This window comes from Pisciglobus halotolerans (genome assembly GCF_900113675.1).
GTDB lineage: Bacteria > Bacillota > Bacilli > Lactobacillales > Carnobacteriaceae > Pisciglobus > Pisciglobus halotolerans.
The window spans coordinates 23,095-39,221 of the sequence record NZ_FOQE01000021.1; the positions used below are offsets into that span (position 1 = coordinate 23,095).

The 16,127-nt window shown below is 42.2% G+C and carries 12 protein-coding genes; 4 read left to right on the forward strand and 8 right to left on the reverse strand.

All coding sequences use genetic code 11. The annotated features are described in order from the left end of the window. Positions 1-472: 472 nt before the first annotated feature. Positions 473-1,063: a sugar O-acetyltransferase gene (locus BM057_RS07720; RefSeq protein ID WP_177186204.1), complete on the reverse strand. Its 591-nt coding sequence runs from the start codon at positions 1,061-1,063 to the stop codon at positions 473-475. A gap of 27 nt (positions 1,064-1,090) precedes the next feature. Next, complete coding sequence (locus BM057_RS07725; protein ID WP_092092666.1) at positions 1,091-2,119, reverse strand: DUF6933 domain-containing protein; 1,029 nt, start codon at positions 2,117-2,119, stop codon at positions 1,091-1,093. 152 nt (positions 2,120-2,271) lie between these two features. On the opposite strand from BM057_RS07725, the gene BM057_RS07730 reads away from it, so the two are divergent. After that, entirely contained in the window at positions 2,272-3,183 is a 912-nt protein-coding gene (locus BM057_RS07730) for a nuclease-related domain-containing protein (RefSeq protein WP_177186205.1), read from the forward strand. A 686-nt stretch (positions 3,184-3,869) separates the two neighbouring features. Here the strand turns inward: BM057_RS07730 and BM057_RS07735 are convergent. The 4 genes from BM057_RS07735 to BM057_RS07750 all read right to left on the reverse strand — a co-directional run bounded on the left by BM057_RS07735 (position 3,870) and on the right by BM057_RS07750 (position 8,501). Beyond that, complete coding sequence (locus BM057_RS07735; protein WP_092092671.1) at positions 3,870-4,919, reverse strand: acyltransferase; 1,050 nt, start codon at positions 4,917-4,919, stop codon at positions 3,870-3,872. Between the two features lie 315 nt (positions 4,920-5,234). Then, positions 5,235-5,990, reverse strand: a complete 756-nt coding sequence (gene map / locus BM057_RS07740) for a type I methionyl aminopeptidase (RefSeq protein WP_092092674.1) — start codon at positions 5,988-5,990, stop codon at positions 5,235-5,237. 199 nt (positions 5,991-6,189) lie between these two features. Further along, positions 6,190-7,464, reverse strand: a complete 1,275-nt coding sequence (cypC, locus tag BM057_RS07745; protein ID WP_092092676.1) for a CYP152 family fatty-acid peroxygenase CypC — start codon at positions 7,462-7,464, stop codon at positions 6,190-6,192. A 248-nt stretch (positions 7,465-7,712) separates the two neighbouring features. Further along, positions 7,713-8,501 carry an alpha/beta hydrolase gene (locus tag BM057_RS07750; protein WP_092092679.1) on the reverse strand — a complete coding sequence of 263 codons (789 nt, stop codon included), beginning with the start codon at positions 8,499-8,501 and terminating at the stop codon, positions 7,713-7,715. 904 nt (positions 8,502-9,405) lie between these two features. Here BM057_RS07750 and BM057_RS07755 point away from each other — a divergent pair. Next, positions 9,406-9,861 (forward strand): flavodoxin, encoded by a 456-nt coding sequence (locus tag BM057_RS07755; protein WP_092092682.1) that lies wholly within the window; start codon positions 9,406-9,408, stop codon positions 9,859-9,861. 47 nt (positions 9,862-9,908) lie between these two features. On the opposite strand, the gene BM057_RS07760 is transcribed toward BM057_RS07755, so the two are convergent. Next, complete coding sequence (locus BM057_RS07760) at positions 9,909-10,445, reverse strand: TetR/AcrR family transcriptional regulator (protein WP_092092684.1); 537 nt, start codon at positions 10,443-10,445, stop codon at positions 9,909-9,911. A gap of 707 nt (positions 10,446-11,152) precedes the next feature. Between BM057_RS07760 and BM057_RS07765 the strand changes: the two genes are divergently transcribed. Continuing rightward, the gene (locus tag BM057_RS07765) at positions 11,153-12,391 is read left to right on the forward strand and encodes an aminopeptidase (protein WP_092092687.1); all 1,239 of its coding nucleotides are present in this window, start codon (positions 11,153-11,155) and stop codon (positions 12,389-12,391) included. A 1,188-nt stretch (positions 12,392-13,579) separates the two neighbouring features. Here BM057_RS07765 and BM057_RS07770 read toward each other — a convergent pair. After that, positions 13,580-13,909 (reverse strand): thioredoxin family protein, encoded by a 330-nt coding sequence (locus BM057_RS07770; RefSeq protein ID WP_092092689.1) that lies wholly within the window; start codon positions 13,907-13,909, stop codon positions 13,580-13,582. Between the two features lie 286 nt (positions 13,910-14,195). Between BM057_RS07770 and BM057_RS07775 the strand changes: the two genes are divergently transcribed. After that, complete coding sequence (locus BM057_RS07775; protein WP_092092692.1) at positions 14,196-14,834, forward strand: TetR/AcrR family transcriptional regulator; 639 nt, start codon at positions 14,196-14,198, stop codon at positions 14,832-14,834. The last annotated feature ends 1,293 nt before the right edge of the window (positions 14,835-16,127 follow it).

The window sequence follows — 16,127 nt, forward strand, 5'->3', positions numbered from 1 at the left end:
ACCGGTTCGGACGCTTAATGACCAACTCAAACTCGTTATGCCTCTCGAGTTTGTCATTAACAGCTCTTATTGACCAACTCAAACTTATTTCGGATCATGAGTTTGTCATTAACGCTTCTTATTAACCAACTCAAACTTGTTATGGCTCTCGAGTTTGTCATTAACGCTTCTTATTGACCTACTCAGACTTGTTGCAGTTCCCGAGTTGGTCATTACCGTCTCTTATTAACCAACTCAAACTTGTTATGGCTCTCGAGTTTGTCATTAACGCTTCTTATTGACCTACTCGAACTAATTACGGCTCCTGAGTTTGTCATTATCGTCTCTTATTGACTAACTCAAACTCATTGCAGCTCTCAAGTTGGTTATTAATGCCTTTATCTGAAGAAGACTCGCCGGGGCGAGTCTTTCCTATTATAATGATAATAAAAAATGAAAGGATCGGACAGCATCAACTGTCCGATCCTCCTTATCACACGGAATAACCTGTTTTGTCGGCGGCGGTTATGATGCGGATGACTTTGCAGGGAACGCCGGCTGCAATCACATTTGCCGGAATGTCCTTGGTAATGACGCTGCCAGCACCGATAATGGTGTTGTCGCCGATCGTGACGCCTTGGTTGATATGGACGCCGGCACCGATCCAAACGTTGTTCCCAATTTTCACCGGCTTCGCGTAACAAGCGCCGGCTGCTCTCTCAGCAGCATCGATGGCGTGGTTGGATGTATAAATGCCCACTCTTGGTCCAAATAGTACGTGGTTCCCGATCTCGATCCCGCCGCCGTCTAGCAGCACACAATCAAAATTGGCATAAAAATGATCCCCAATCGAGATGTTGAATCCAAATTCGCAGCGCAAGGTTGGCTCGAAATGAACGTCTTTGCCGATCGATCGGAACAATTTGCGCAAAATGGTCTCTCTTTCTGCAGAAGGTTTGCCAAAGCTGGCGTTGTATTCATTTGTGAGAAATACCGTCTTTTCCCTCGCTTCGACGAGTTCAGATGTTAGATCGTTGTACATCGCGCTTGTAAGCATATGTTCTCGTTGTTCTTTTAAACCCATTAAATAGCCGTCTCCTTCAACTGTTCCTTAAAACCAAAAATCTTCTCCGTTCATAAAGTCTTCCCATTCTTCTAAACCTTCTTCAACCCCTAATTTGATATCCTCTTTGAATTGATTGAAGGCCTTTTTGGAAATTTCACCTGCCTCATACAAAAACGCGTAAAACTTCCTCAAGGATGAGCCATTTTGCTTCAGTGATGTAGGTGAGGAGGTTAAATCTTTCCGTACAAGAAAATCACTTAAAAAGATTGCCGCTGATCTTTCGCTGTTGAGCGGCGTTTCTTGCTGGTAATTGACTAAGAAAATATTGATGTAAAAGTCGAGGTTGACCAAATGACGGTCCACCACCTTCTGACTCAGCTTTTTGGCCTGCAATAAATAATCTTCAAAAGCAGCTAACAGCTTCTCATTGTTTGCCAACACGACTTCCCTCTGCTCTTCCCATGCATCAAAAGATAGATTGCCTTTCAATTTGCTGTAATCCCAAGTCTTATTGATCACAAATGGTTCTGGTGCTACCACTTCTTTTATCTTCAGCGTTTCGTCCAAAGCAGCACGCAACGCTTCTGCACTGTGCATATTCGTCTTTTTGATGAGCGGCATATGAATCGATTTGCTGTAAAGTGCGATTGCTTCAGCATTGATCGTTTGCGACAAATCTAATTTGAACGAGCTCAACTCTCGCGTCATCAAATTGATACTTCCTGTTAATGAACGATTTGAAGTAGCACCAACTTGGATATCTCCAGCCACTTTCAAGTACTCTTCCGTTTTTTCTTTTGACACGCCTGCGATGTCAAATGCAACCCGAATAGCTTCAGGAATCAACTTGGCCAGCTGCTTTTTCTTTTGTGCGTTGATGTCTTGCAAAATGATAGGTGTATACGTTAAGTCATTCAGTAAAACCAATATTTTTTTTCGATGATAATTAAAATAATTAGCGTGCCAGCAAAATAATGGGTTTGTTGCCGCAAACTGCTTTCCGTATTCGGTGTCCTCGACACTTGGCAGCGCTGAAAACAAAGGCTGCGATTTCTTTGTTGCTCCGATGATCATTTGCTTATCCCCTTTACGCGTTCTTTAACTCTAAAGCTACCTTTTTTGCTTCGAAAAGGCAACCGTTTCATTTGAAAAAATGAACTTGCGTAAATTTTTTTGATGAGAATGTTGCTTTTCAACGTATGTTTAAGAAAAGGAGGTGTGCAGGCATGAAAATCGTTAAATCTCGCTGTAAACCGGTGAGCCTAGAGATACTGTCCGTTCTGGGCAAACGCATGTCGTTACAGGATGAGGAAAAAAATTACTTGCTGCACTTGGAAAAGGGATTTGAAGGAGAAACGCAATTTGATACTTTCGTCGAACAGTTGACTTGTGAGGGGCTGGTGCTGAACGATTTACTGCTGACGATTAATGGGACGACCTGTCAGATCGACGCGCTGATTCTGACTGCCGACACGGTTTATTTGTATGAAATCAAGAATTACCAAGGCAATTTTCAGTACAAATCCAATCAGCTCTACACATTTTCAGGCAAAGAAGTCGTGAATCCGCTCATTCAGTTGAATCGCACGGCAACGTTGATGCGCCAATTGCTCAAGCAGTTGGGCTCCAATTTGAAACTTGAAGCAGCCGTGCTATTTCTGAACCCGTCTTTCACCTTGTACAATGTGCCCGTTGATAAGCCATTTATCTTTTCGACGCAACTGCAGACGCACTTTGCAAAGTTGGACCGAAACCCGCTGCCGCTTTCGAAAAAGCACCAATTCCTTGCCGACAAGCTAGTCCTGCTGCACCAAAATGACTCACCTTTCGCGCGGCAGCTGCCTGACTATACCTATGCGCAGCTTCGAAAAGGACTGACTTGCCCAAATTGCGGCTCATTTGACCTGGCGCTTACGCAGCGAACGTGCCACTGCAAAGATTGTGGGCACACGTCGCCACTCAATGAAGCCCTGCTGAAACAAATCGAAGAGCTTATCCTGCTCTTCCCCGACCTGCACCTCACCAAAAACCTCCTCTACGACTGGTTCGACGGTAAGGTGCCTAAGAAAAAGATCTGGAAGTTGCTGCAGACTCATTTTAAAAGGTATGGCTCAGGTCGTGGCTGCTATTATCAATAATCTGCACCGTATCATCTCTTTCATAATGTAGACTCGCCGCGGCGAGTCTTCCTATTGCAAAAAAACATGATTGTGTCCAACTCAAATAAAATTCGGGGCACGAGTTGGAACGATAATCCTTTTGCGTTCCTACTCGAATGGGTTTCGCTACGTGAGTTGGAACGATAATCCTTTTGCGTTCCTACTCAAATAAGATTCGATGCGCGAGTTGGAACGATAATCCTTTTGCGCTCCTACTCAAATAAGATTCGCTGCGTGAGTTGGAATGATAACCTCTTTGCGTTCCTACTCAAATAAGATTCGCTGCGCGAGTTGGAACGATAATCCTTTTGCGTTCCTACTCGAATGGGTTTCGCTACGTGAGTTGGAACGATAACCTCTTTGCGTTCCTACTCAAATAGGATTTGATGCACGAGTTGGAACGATAATCTTTTTGCGTTCCTACTCGAATGTATTTCGCTGCGTGAGTTGGAACGATAATCCTTTTGCGTTCCTACTCAAATAGGATTTGATGCGCGAGTTGGAACGATAATCTTTTTGCGTTCCTACTCGAATGGGTTTCGCTGCATGAGTTGGAACGATAATCCTTTTGCGTTCCTACTCAAGTAGGTTTCGCTGCATGAGTTGGAATCTACGCACCACCTTCCTCTCTTTATAATGAAAAAACTTCTCTTGGGAGAGAAGTTTTACATAATGATCTTTTTGAGGCCGGGGATTTTGCTCAGCCAGGTAATCAAGTAGTAGCTGATGATGAAGACGCCGGCTGTGATGAGCGGCACGGATAGGATGGTGGGCAGGAATTCGGTTGTCAGGCCCCATTTCCAAAGAATATAGAGCACCAATAAGTGGACCAGATAGACACCGAACGAGCGATTGGATAAGAGCGCGATGATTTTCTGCTTGTCTCCTTTTGGCTGGTAGTGTTGAATGTGCTGCTTGAAGAAGACGAAGAAGGCGATCGCGGCAAAAAATACGTTCGGCGTTAAGTATTCGTAGAGCAGGTCAACTTGTTTGCCTCGCTGCATCGACAGGACGCTGGTACCGACGATGGTGATCAAAAAACCGGCGATGCCGAGTCCATAAAGAATGTGCGTGACTTTTTTCGTCAGTTCAAATTTATTCAAATAATAGCCTAAGAAGTAATAGGCGACGTAACCGAATGTGATGTCCAAATTAAACCAGTCTTCCACAATGGTTGTGGTAGAGGCAACTGGAAATCGGCGAAGTGTTGGAATGAGAAAGCCGATAACAAAGCAGTAGGCGATCAAATACAGCATTGTTTTCTTATCTTCTGCAATTTTTTTCAAAAACGGCGTCATTACATATAGCTCAACGATGCGGAAGATGAACCATAAATGAAAGTGACCTTCATAGAAGGCATCCCAGATCGTCTTCAGCGTCTTTTGCGTGATATGGATATCGGTAAACGGAAAGAGCGTGATAAAAATCGCATAAAAGGAAGACCAGAACAGGAAGACTTTGACCATGCGAAAAATATTCTTTTGGTACAATACCCGAATCGGCCGCTCTCGCTCGGGATTCAACATGAACATCCCGCTGAGCATCACAAATAATGGCACGCAGATGCGCGCAAATCCGTCGAAGAGGTTCAATATTTGCCAATTGAATGACCCAATCGCATATCTTTCAAAGTCTCTTGAAGACGTATGTAGCAGCACCACTAGTAAAATGGCGATAATCCGCAGAATATCTGCATACCAAACTCGATTTTTCATTTTTTTCTCCTTATTAGATGTTCGTCTCTTTTATTATAACAGTTCAGCTAAATATTTCGGCAGCAAAAGACTTATCTTTCTTCACTGAATGTTTCCGCTCATCCTATAAAGGAGCTTACGATTGCCGGAGCAGTAGCTTTCATTCCATATTTCCTCGACTGTCAATAAAGGGATGATATTTACTGCAGAGCTTTCACTCTATACTTCCTCAGATTTCCAGTAAAGACATTTGCTAAAGGGACAATCACTTGTCTTTAATGACGACAAAAAACCAGCTGGCTCTTTTCATACCAGAGCTGCTGGTTTCGCTAACTGTTATTCACCTTTTTGTTTGGTTAAGATTCTTGGTCCTTCTTTAGTAATCGCCAAGCTGTGTTCGTATTGGCAGCTCAATCCGCCATCTTCGGTGCGTGCTGTCCAGCCGTTGTCATCCATTTTGGCTTTCCATGTGCCGGTGTTGACCATGGGCTCGATGGTGATGACCATGCCTTCTTTCAAACGCAATCCTTTGCCAGCTTCTCCATAGTGAGGAACGGATGGTGCTTCATGCATCGTTGGTCCAATGCCGTGGCCGATAAATTCGCGCACAACAGATAGGCCTTCCCCTTCAACATACGTTTGGATCGCGTGACCAATATCACCGATACGGTTGCCTACTTGTGCTTGTTCGATCCCTTTATACAAAGCCTTTTTCGTAACGTCCATCAAATGGTCGATCTCAGGTGTCGATTCGCCAACGACATAGCTCCAGCAAGAATCACTCATGGCACCGTGCAAGTTGACAACGGTGTCGACTTTGATCAAATCACCATTTTTCAGCGGTTTGTCGTCTGGAAAACCATGGCAAATTTCATCGTTGACGCTGACACAAGTTGCATATTCGTAGCCTTCAAAACCGATTTGCTCTGGAATCGCTCCAGCTGCTTCGATTCGGTCTTGGAAGAATTGATCGATTTGTGCTCCTGTCACGCCTGGTTTAATAAAGTCGCGGACTGCTTCATGGATGCTGGCAAGCAATGAGCCTGACTCGTCCATTGCATCAATTTCACGTGTTGATTTTAATGTGATCACTATTTTTCCCCTTTTCTTTCTCATGACTATTGGCCTTGTTTCGGCTCTTAGTTTGACTTTTCCTTACCTATTATACCGCATTTAGTCAAAAAATGTAACCATGCTAAAACGGATGCTGACATTCAATATTGGATGAGTCAAATGTTGAAGGAGAAAAAAGAAGCAGCTTGGCAACTGCTTCTTTTTCGTCCTATTTCATTTATTCTGCCGTTTTCCATTGGACATTTTCTAAACGAACGCCGCTTTTTGTTAGCGATGGAATATCGGATAAGCTGAACAGCAGATCTTGATTTGGAACAGTATAAGTGATCTTATTGGCAAAGTAATCGAGTGTGATCGTCAAAATCAAGATGGTGACCCATTCGCCGGCACAACGGTGGTTTGCAATGAAGTCGCCGCCTCCTTGTGGAATAAAGGAGAAAGGACTGCCATCCCAATCTTTGAAACGGTCAGGATCAAAAGTATCTGGATTTTCCCAAATACTTGCATCGTGATTCGTGCCGTACAAGTCCAGCAATGTCAACGTATCTTTTTTAAATTCATATCCATGCCATTCAAAGTCTTTGGTCGTTTTAGCAGCGGCTGCAGGGAAGAATGGATAGAAACGACGCACTTCTTGGACAAAACGGCGCAATCCTTTTTGATCATCCGTGCTTAATTTGGCTGCTTCTTCTGGGTACTGAATGACAGATAAAGCCAAGAATTGAATATAAACCGAGATTGCTGCCATTGGACGCACGATATTCAGCACTTCAACTGTTGCAATTTGCGGATCTAATAGTTCTCCGTTTAAGTCGCGATGCCAAGAAAAAACGTATAAAGCTGTGTTTTCAGGTGGATTCATTTTGCCAGCTCTGACATCTTCAACCATTTCTCTAACCCAGTCTTCGACAACATTCCGTGAGTGCGTACCTTTCCAGTGAGAAATACCTACAGAAGCCGCGTCCACGATCATGTGCATGATTTCTTTGGTCCGCTTTTCTACTTCTTTCTCTTTCAGCGGTACGCCTGCCCATTCACAAGCTGTTCTGACCATTAATTCTTGCGCTTCTTCATACACAACGGTTTCTTTTTGTTTGGTCCATTTTGTAATGGCTGCACGAATTTGTTTGATATACGTTTTTCCCAAGCGATCTAAGTCCTCTTTGCCCATCAAAGACATGAAGGCTTTTTTGCGGTGTTCATGCTCTTTTCCGTCCAATGTTTGGACGCCGCCTTGACCTTGAAGAGACTTTAAAATTCTCTTCGGCATAGCATCTGACCGTCTGAATTTGCTTGTATCATAAAACAACTCAGAAGCTTCTTTTCCGACCAACGCGTAAGCTTCTTGTCCCAAAATCGTTGTTTTAAATACTTCTTCGTTCAACATTTTTTGACGATCAGAAATATAGGTATAGCCTTCTTTTAAAATGTCTATAGTATGGTCGATTCCAGATTCATACGGCATCCCTTGCATTTTTTCTTTTTCACTCATTTGTTCTTCCTCCTTCAGTTTTTCTCTTCACTTTTAATCCTAAGGACAAATAGAAAAAAGGTCAAGAAAAGCGCCTTGAATCCTTGCTATACCAACTTTTTTTAAACGTCGAGGAATGTTTTGTTCATTATTTTTCTGCTGATGCAAAATTGCTTTTCAATTGTAAGTCTTCAAAAATTAAGAAGCACTAAAAGACAAGTTCTGCCTTTTAATATTTAATGATTGAATTCAGTTAGAGGACGGCTTTTTCATTTTTCCATCGCCCACATTAAAGCTTTTTCAATCCAATAATCCCAGAAGCGCCAATTGTGTTCGCCAGGAGCTGTCAGGTATTCATGTGGGTATTGAAGCTGGTCCAAAAATTCATGATAAGCTTGGTTTTCATTTGCTAAAAAGTCTTCAATGCCGCATGCCAAATATATCGCTGGCTTGTCATCCTTCAACAATAGCGCTTTTTCTGCTAACGCTGCTAAATCCATCTCTATCGGCATTTCCGCAAATGTATGCCCAATAATGGCCTGCAGTTGTCCTCTGCCGACTTCATCTACTACATCGCCTGCGCTTCGGCTTAGTATTTTGCTGGAAAAGGCAATGATTTTGCTAAAGGTATCAGGATAGAACAAGCCATTTCGCAAAGCGCCATACCCTCCCATAGACAAACCGCCGATAAAAGTATCTTCTTTCCTTTTGGACAAATTGAACATGCGTCGCGTCTCCGTTACCAACTCTTCACCGATAAACTTCCCGTAATCATTCCCATTTGGGTGGTCGACATAAAAACTGTTTTCACCGCTTGGCATGATCACCGCGATTTGATACTGGTTAGCCAGCTCGGCAATCCGCGTTCCTTGCAGCCAATCTTCATGATTGCCATTCCACCCATGCAATAAGTACAACGTTTTGAACGATTCATTCTCTACTACCGCTTCTTCCGTTTTCGGATCATACAAAGACTTGGTCGTCGTTGGAATGATGGCTGAAAAACTCATTTTCCGCATCAATTTTTCCGATTGAAAGGATCCTGTTAAAATGGCCATACACTATTTCCTCCTTCAAATTTGCTTCTCTTTCTAGTATATCGCTTTCGCATTCAAATATTAAAACGTTCCGCTCCTTTTTACACGACTTATTCCTTTATCGCATACTCAAACTCGTTGCCGCTCTCGAGTGTGGCATAAGTGCTCCTTTATCGCATACTCAAACTCATTGCTGCTCTCGAGTGTGGCATAAACGCCTCTTTATCGCATACTCAAACTCATTGCTGCTCTCGAGTGTGCTATAAACGCTTCTTTATCGCATACTCAAACTCATTGCCGCTCTCGAGTGTGCTATAAACGCCTCTTTATCGCATACTCACACTCGTTTCCGTTCTCGAGTGTGCAATAAGTGCCCCTTTATCGCATACTCAAACTCATTGACGCTCTCGAGTGTGCTATAAACGCTTCTTTATCGCATACTCACACTCCTTTCTCCTCTCGAGTTTGCTATAAACGCTTTTTTATCGCATACTCAAACTTATCTCGGCTCTCGAGTGTGCAATAAACACAAATTTTTTCCGAAAGTTCAGGTTGGCTATACGGATGAAGATTGAGGCTTAATTTGCTGGTACCAGCAACGATATCTCAGCTGAAATTTTTGCAAAACAGTGATCAATAAAAGGTGGGAGCAACTTGCTAGCATTTGTCGAAATCATTTGCATCAACTCAATGAAATCATTTGCATCCATTCATCGAAAGCACTTGTATCAATTTGTCGAAATTATTTGCAGCAATTCAGTGAAATCATTTGCAGCAATTCAATGAAATCATCTCCAGCAACTCAATGAAGTCATTTGCATTCATTCAGTGTAATCATTTGCATCAATTTGAAAAAGCAGTTGGTGAAAAAGTTTCTATTTGCTATACTAAAGGAGAAAATGATAAGGAAAGTGGGTAATCGCGAATGGTAAGTGCCATGATCGTTTTTGCAAGTTTGACTGGGAATACGGCCCAGTGTGTAGATATCGTTGAAGATGCCTTGGAAAAACTGGATGTGGACGTTGAAGTGATGGAGAGCATGCAAGCTGATCCGGAAGACTTTTTAGATGTCGATTTATGTCTAGTTGCGACTTATACTTATGGTACGGATGCGAATTTGCCGGATGAGATCGTTGATTTTTATGAAGAATTAGCTGATGTAGATTTGACGGGAAAAGTTTTCGGGACGTTTGGCTCGGGCGATACGTTTTATGAGAAGTTTTGCAAATCTGTCGATGATTTTACGGAGCAGTTCAAAGTGGCGGGTGCGGTCGAAGGTGCGGAAAGTGTCAAAGTCGACTTAGATCCTCAAGAAGAAGATGCAGAAAAGTTAGAAGCTTTTGCGAAAGCTTTGGTCGAAAAAGTACAAGCTATGTCATGAAAAAAGGCACTTGTTTCTCTTATAGAAGAGAAACAAGTGCCTTTTTGTTATTTCATAATGATATTCAACGACTGCTCCAAGTAATGAGTGGTGTCTTCTTGGTTGAATGGAATCACTTCTTGAGCGATCATTGAAGCTGTTCCATGAACCGTTGCCCAAAAGTGAATGAACAGGTTATCGACATCTTTCGTAGAGCCTTCATCTGTTTGGGCCAGCACTTCATTCAATTTTTCTTTAGAAATTTCGTGCATGCTTACGGCATCCAACCGATTTTCCAAATACACAGCTTTGAAAAAGACGCTTTCGTCATGGGCAAAATGGATATAGTTTAACGCAACATTCAGGATTGGATTATCCGTTCTTTCTTGCGTATAAATGGATTCAGTCAAATATTCTTTGATTTTAGAAACGATTTCTTTTTTCAAGTCTTCCATATTTTTGAATTCCAAATAAATCGGCTGCGTTGAACAGTTCATTTTCTTCGCAATGTTACGTGCTGTGAATCCTTCGAACCCTTCTGTGCGGATAACTTCATAAGCTGTATCAAGAATATCAGATTTCATGATTGTTTTTTTTCTAGCCATTTTTTCACTCCTGTTTTTCCATCTTTTATAGGTCGTCAAAATGTTAAAGGTTGTTTATTTCTTTCTATCTGTTGCTTCATTCATTTATTTATTGGGGGTCTCATTTGAAATAAATTACGATTCAAAGAACGTTTCCTTTATTAATAATATAATCCATTTGCTTCAAACCCGTTTTACTGCCTTACCCTATTTAAGAAAAATTTTCCTGCTGATAGATTCATACACGGATCAAAAGTTCTTTCAACCTATCCTATCTTGTGTAGGAAGTCTATTTTACACAGTCCACTTTAAAAATTCCTTTAGATTTGCCATACTCCATTTGCTGCCCCTCAAAAGGTTAAGACTCATCTCCATTGATGTTTCGTACATATCCTAAAAAATTTTATAAAAGCTTTCTTGATTTTCTACAGTTATTGCAAATGTTCTCTTCCACCTGGCTTGGCTCCCATTTGAAAGAATCACTTGTAACCACTTCTTATGTCAGTTGCTTACAAAGAGGTTCACATGCAATATTTGTTTAGTTTGAAAACTTTTGTTTATTTATTATAGCATACGTTGCGTCATTTTTTGGCGAAAAGTTTGAATAAAATATGGCTGTTACTAAATTGTAATCTTATGACAGGATATTAGGCATTTTTTTACAGGTATGCTATCATATTGAGTGATAGTTCAAGCTTATCTATATAGGATAAAGGAGGAATCGGAAAATGGTTTTACCGAATTTTGAAGAAAACTTGAAGAAATATGCCCATTTGATTGCAAAAACAGGTGTGAATGTGCAAGAAGGACATACAGTATTATTAAGTGTGGACGTGGATCAAGCACCGCTTGCTCGCCTTGTTGTTGAAGAAGCTTATGCATTAGGCGCTACGGAAGTTGTGGTGCAATGGGCAGATGACATCACCAACCGCTCTCGGATGCAACATACCCCAGCAGAACGTTTGACAGCTATTCCACAATATAAAGTGGACGAATCTGTATACTTTTTGGAAAAAGGAGCTAGCCGGATCAGCTTGCGTTCTTCAGATCCTGATGCTTTGGCAGGAATCGATCCTGAGAAAATTGCGGCTTATCAATCTGCGTTTGGGAAAGCGATGATCGAACAACGTAAAGCTACGCAAGCCAATAAAGTGAGCTGGACAGTGGTCGCTGCAGCTAGTCCTAAGTGGGCTGCGAAAGTCTTCCCTGATTTGAAAACGTCTGAGGAACAAGTAGATGCTTTATGGGATGCGATTTTCAAAGCTGTTCACATTTACGATGAAGATCCTGTTGCGACTTGGAAAAAGAAAGATGTGACGTTGGAAACAAAAGCAGACGAATTGAATGCGCAGCAATTTGACGCATTGCACTACACGGCTCCGGGAACTGATTTGACTGTCGGCTTGCCTAAGGGTCATCACTGGGAAGGTGCTGGCAGTTTGAACGCTCGAGGCGAACGGTTCATGGCCAACATGCCGACGGAAGAAGTGTTCACTGCTCCAGATGCTAATCGCGTCGATGGTGTTGTACGCAGCACGAAGCCGTTAAGCTACGCTGGAACAACGATCTTAGACATGGAATTTACCTTTAAGGATGGCAAAGTAGTACGGGTAACGGCTGCTCAAGGTGAAGAAACGATCCAACGTTTGGTCGACACCGACGACGGTTCTTGCCGTTTGGGAGAAGCTGCATTGGTGCCTAACCAATCTCCTATTTCACAATCCGGCTTGACTTTCTTCAACACCTTATATGACGAAAACGCCTCCAATCACTTGGCACTCGGTTCTGGCTATGCTTTCAATATCAATGGCGGAACGGAAATGTCAGAAGAAGAATTGATCGAACACGGCTTGAATCGTTCAGCGGTCCACGTTGACTTTATGATCGGTTCAGACAAAATGGATGTCGACGGCATCAAAGCAGACGGCACCGTTGTTCCTATTTTCCGCAATGGTGAATGGGCATAAGTCAGTGGAGAAAGTTCGCATGAAAGCGAAGATTACCAATATGTTAGTTCCAGCAAAGTGCGACCATGCAGACAAGATCAGCTAGGCACAGCTTTCTGGCCTGGCTTTTACAACTCAACTTAAATAAGCACTACATTCGCGCAGCGGCTTTAAAGATCCTCAATGGGTCACAAAGTTTCGCTGCGCTCTCTTTGTACCCTTTTTTCTGGCTTGAGCTGCATACTCGCAGGCCGGATCCAGTTTGAGTGTGTGATAAAGGCTCTCTTATGGCATACTCACTGATCAAATTCAGTTTGAGTGTGCGATAAAGCCTCTCTTATGGCATACTCGTGGACTGGATCCTGTTTGAGTGTGCCATAAAGCCTCTCTTATGACATACTCGCAGGCCGAATCCAGTTTGAGTGTGCGATAAACGCTCTCTTATGACATACTCGCAGGCTTAATTCAGTTTGAGTGTGCGATAAACGCTCTCTTATGACATACTCGCAGGCTTAATTCAGTTTGAGTGTGCCATAAACGCTCTCTTATGGCATACTCGCAGGCCGAATCCAGTTTGAGTGTGCGATAAACGCTCTCTTATGGCATACTCGCAGGCCGAATCCAGTTTGAGTATGCGATAAATGCTTTCTTATTGCATACTCGCAGGTCGAATCCAGTTTGAGTGTGCGATAAACGCTCTCTTATGGCATACTCGCAGGCTTAATTCAATTTGAGTGTGTGATAAAGCCTCTCTTATGGCATACTCGTGGACTGGATCCTGTTTGAGTGTGTGATAAACGCTCTCTTATGGCATACTCGCAAGCCGAATCCAGTTTGAGAGTGCGATAAAGCAGAGCATCATCAGGTCACATTTGAAAAAAGTTGGGAAAAGGATTGTTTTTTGTGCATGAGGGGGAAATGTCATTTATGGCAGCGTCGTTGGATCTGCACTAATGGTATAGAGGTGTAAAATAGGAAATGACTATTTATCTTGGTCTAAGTCGTTGGGTTTGCGTTAATGGTATAAGAAATGCAAAAAAGGGGATGGCTAATGTTGGGGTGTGCTTTTACTTTCTTTATTATACGTTACTTGCTGGGCGCAGCCAAAGGATATCTACCTGTCTCAAGCGTTTCAGCAAAATAGGAAGCAGCAATGCTGGGCTCCTCCTCTTCTGCATTCACTTATTTCGATAAAATAGTCGGCTGCGCTTAATAATTTTCAGCAATTTGCGTGAATTTCTTTTCTAGTTCGCTCATTTGTACGAATCTGGCTTCGCGCATGACTTCTTTCCCGTCTGCAAATAGCAGCAATGCCGGAACAGTCAGCACTTGGAATTGTCCGGCGACTTCTGGCACCTCACCCGCGTCAACTTGAACAGAATGAATGCGCGGCAAATATTTTAAGATCTCTTGGACTTGCGGCTGGATCGCGTGGCATACCCCACAATCTTCTCTTGAGATAAAAACAAACGCCAACTCATTTTCTTTGATAAAAGTTAAAACGTCTGCGATAGCATGCGCTTGGTAAAATGTATTCATGTTTATCCCCCTTCCTGATTGTCCTTACTGTTGCTCAACAAAATAGTCGTCAAGTTTCTGTTCAATGAGCGCTTATGAGTGGCTTACTTCAGTTTAGCACTTTCTATCCAAACTTGCCATTTACTTGCTAGTTGAAACGTTTGCTTTCATCGAAACCGCTATTCTCATTCTTTATTGGACGTTTTTACCTATTTGCCACCTTTTAGTTGCTTGTCGGCGGGCTTTTAGCTAAACTTATTGTATATAGCAAATGGATTTTTTTGATCAGTTTTAAGGAGGATATTTTATGAGCAGCTCCCATACCCCGCCGCGGTTAGATAAACGGATCTTAAAAAGCAAGCACGCGATCGAGCAGGCTTTTATCGATCTATTAAAAGAAGAGGATTATAGCAAAATCACCATCACTAAGATCACTGAGCATGCTGGCGTTAACCGCGGAACATTTTATAAGCACTATACTTACAAGGAAGATATTTTAAAAGAGGTTCGTCAATCTGTCTTAGACCAATTTACCAATATCTTAGAAACCATCTATATTCACTTGTCTATTTTAGAGCTTCGGCATCAGCCTTTAGACACCGCCCTATTTGCCTTTGTTTATGAAAATCGCGATTTCTTTCATCTGGCCCTTCATTCGATCGGCTTTTTGGACTTTCAAAACCAATTTTGCAACAGCATCAAACAGTTGTTGCTGGAACAATATTTCTCGCGAGTCACACTTCCGGAAAAAACCAAAAATGTTCTTTGCGGCTATATTTCATATGGCTTCTTAGGTATTTTAGTTGAATGGGACAAAACGGACTATCAAACTTCAGTTGAAGATGTTACTGAAACGACGCGCCAAGTCTTGATTTGTGACTTTGTAGAATTAAAAAAACAAAGCATGAAAAACTTGGACACTTCAGAAGAAGATAAAAACAACTAATTGCCTCTGGACATTCTGATGGAAATCTGCGAAAATAAACATTGTGGCCCTATAGCTCAGGTGGATAGAGCAAACGTTTCCTGTACGCAACGTTTTACAACAAACTAAATTGAAAAGTTTAGCAAAATGTAAGAGCTTCTGTAGCTTAACTGTTACTACGATACTGTGCACAATGAAAAAAGCACACTCCAGTTCAACCGCTGGAGAAAAACCTTAACCTCCGATTGGCAGCTGTAAAGATAGTTGCAGTGTGTCAAAAGTTCGGTAAAGTCGGCATCGTGTCTCCAAGACCATTTGCCGGAGGGCTATAAATTAAATAAGGTGAGCATGTGTGTGGACACTGACGAACTTTCGAATGTGAGGATGTTTACTGCGCATTGTCGCATGCGCGGCTGCTTGTCTGGGAAAGCGAGCGCTGCGGTTAGGGATTTGCCCTGACCTGTTTCTTGTTTGGTGGTTGAGAACAAGAAATGCAGAACATCTGTAGAAAGCACCTAAGTTTAACTGTAAAGCTAGTAGTAACGGAACGTTGGAAGCAATAAAGAATCACCCTTTCCTATCTGAGGATTCTAAATAGCAGGACAATGGCTATTGTATTATTGTGGCAGCGGCTGTGTAGTACCAATGAAACAGGGATAACAACCTGTGGAGGAAAGATGGCCAGTCAAGGAAAGCAATGAGTTGAAGCATATCGCCATTATATCAAGTAGCATAGCTGTTCAGCCAGACTGAATAGAATTTATTTATCATAAGAGATCATCTCTCTTCTCTCTTTGTTGTTTCTTGATGGAACGCCTTGTGCGATGAAAGTCGCCTGCAAGGTGTGGACTGGGGGAAAACCAGTAATCTGAGCAAGTCATGTTGCAGATGAACGTTACCTATCAGTATAAACGTTAGGTCGGGAGTTCAAATCTCTCTAGGGTCGTTTTATCGATAAAAAGCGGTGAAATCGAGGCATACAAACCTTGATTTCATCGCTTTTCTCGGTTCCTCCTCTTTTAACGTTGATAAAGAAATTTCCTACGGTCGATGGGCTACTGATGGAAAGCCATGAGAACACATTGAGCCGAAAATCGTGTCTCAATGTTTGCAAGCTTCAAACTTAGTGTAACGGCTAAAGCCTAACACTAAGTGATTCACATTGCATCTTTTTTCATGGCTATCAGTAGCCCTATGTGCCTCCTGAAATTTCTAGAAATAGGATTCTAAAGAGTTTAGCATTAAAAAAATTGATTTTTTACAGACCAACGTTAAATATTGTAGAACCCTTTTCTCATTAGTGGAAACCGTTAA